At 50.4% G+C, this 1,632-nt stretch carries 3 protein-coding genes; 1 reads left to right on the top strand and 2 read right to left on the bottom strand.

The genetic code is table 11. The features are described 5' to 3' along the window. Positions 1 to 70: 70 nt before the first annotated feature. Positions 71 to 280: a MerR family transcriptional regulator gene (locus tag D1159_RS18820; protein ID WP_243152406.1), complete on the bottom strand. Its 210-nt coding sequence runs from the start codon at positions 278 to 280 to the stop codon at positions 71 to 73. Between the two features lie 159 nt (positions 281 to 439). After that, a complete protein-coding gene (locus D1159_RS19320) occupies positions 440 to 799 on the bottom strand; it encodes a hypothetical protein (protein ID WP_202621171.1) in 360 nt (119 codons plus the stop codon). A gap of 259 nt (positions 800 to 1,058) precedes the next feature. Here D1159_RS19320 and D1159_RS18810 point away from each other — a divergent pair. Next, positions 1,059 to 1,632, top strand: a 574-nt coding sequence (locus D1159_RS18810) for a zinc ribbon domain-containing protein (protein ID WP_347563739.1), incomplete at its 3' end; no start/stop codon positions are given.

Below are 1,632 nucleotides of genomic sequence, written 5' to 3'. Positions count from 1 at the left end.
CAGGCTATTTTTGCTGCTTTCTTCTTCCGTAAACAACTCACTTCAGATTGAGCATTTTTAAGTAATACTACTATAAGATATACTCACGAATAGAACGGATAGGTACATTAGCCATGCGCAGGCATTGTACCATGTTTATCCACTCAATATCCGTATCAGAGTATTGCCTATATCTTTGCTCCGTTCTTTCAATCGCTGGAAGTAACTGTTCCTTTTCGTAGTAACGCAGAGTTGCAGTGGTAAGTCCAGTCATTTCTGCCGCCTCTTTTGCCGAGTACATCTCAAATCCGCCTTTCATCATTTAGGATAAACTATGAAGTGCGCTTCAAAGCAAGATGAAATTATATCATCGGGCCAAAATTTTTTGAAGGGTAAAAATGTAAATAAAGCAGGAAAAATCCCGACGCTACCAAAGCGCCGGGATTGTCAGCAGTCCGTTTCAAGATTTATTTGTGGTCTTGTCCAAATCAGTGAAATGCTGTTCCCTGAATACGGCGTTCACTTTATTGCCGTAAATGACGGGGTAGACAGCATACGCGGAGACAGCGAGTTTACCGCAATCCGCAACGTATTTAACGAGATGTTTGCCAAGGACACCAGCAAGAAAATTCGGGCTACCTTTCAGGCCAAGGGCCGCTCTGGTGAGCGGCTTTGCACCATCCCACCCTATGGGTACATGAAAGACCCGGAGGATAAAAAACGCTGGATAGTGGACGAAGAAGCGGCGGCTATCGTGCAAAAGATTTTCTTCCTGTGCGTGGACGGCCTGGGGCCGACGCAGATCGCCAAGTGGCTGCAACAGAACAATGTCCTGAACCCCACGGCCTACGCCCACGAAAAGGGCCTGCCGGTCTGCAACGCTCCTACGGCTAATCCCTGCAAGTGGACAAACGAAACGGTTTCCCGCATTTTGGAGCGTGTCGAGTACCTGGGCCACACGGTCAATTTCAAGACCAGCAAGCCGTCATTCAAGAGCAAGAAAAAGGTCTGGAATAACCCGTCCGAGTGGGTGATTTTCGAGAATACCCAAGAGGCGATCATCGAGCATCGAGGAAAGTGTGTTCCTGGTCGTACAGAACATCCGGCAGGCCAGACGCCGCCCGACCAAGATGGGGGACATGGGTATGTTCTCCGGGCTGGTGTACTGCGCCGATTGCAGCGGCAAGATGTACCTTTGCCGGGCCAACCACTTCAAGCCGGAGCAGGAGTATTACATTTGCTCCACCTACCGCAAAGACCGTACCTTGTGCAAGACGCACTCCATCCGCCGTGTAGTGTTGGAAGAAATCGTACTGCGGAACCTGCGGGAAGCAATTTCCTATGTGACGCAGTATGAGGACGACTTTATCCAGCGGGCGGCGGAACGGAGCCTGCGGGAGCGTGACAAGGCGCTGGCACAGAAAAAGGCTGTGCTGGCACAGTCTGAAAAGCGCATCGCGGAGCTGGATGTGATCTTCAAGAGGATTTACGAGGACAATATTTCCGGCAAGCTGTCCGATGAACGGTTTATCAAGCTGTCCCGTGACTATGAACAGGAGCAGGAACAGTTGAAGGCCGTCGTGGAAACCCTGGGGCGGGAAGTGAAACAGCAGGAGCAGAAGAAAACCAACGTCAGGAAGTTCATTTCTGTGG

The organism is Pseudoflavonifractor sp. 524-17 (genome assembly GCF_009935845.1).
In the GTDB taxonomy this organism is placed as follows: Bacteria; Bacillota; Clostridia; order Oscillospirales; family Oscillospiraceae; genus Pseudoflavonifractor_A.
Note: the sequence above shows the minus strand (reverse complement) of the source record. Positions and strands in the feature narration are given on the sequence as shown.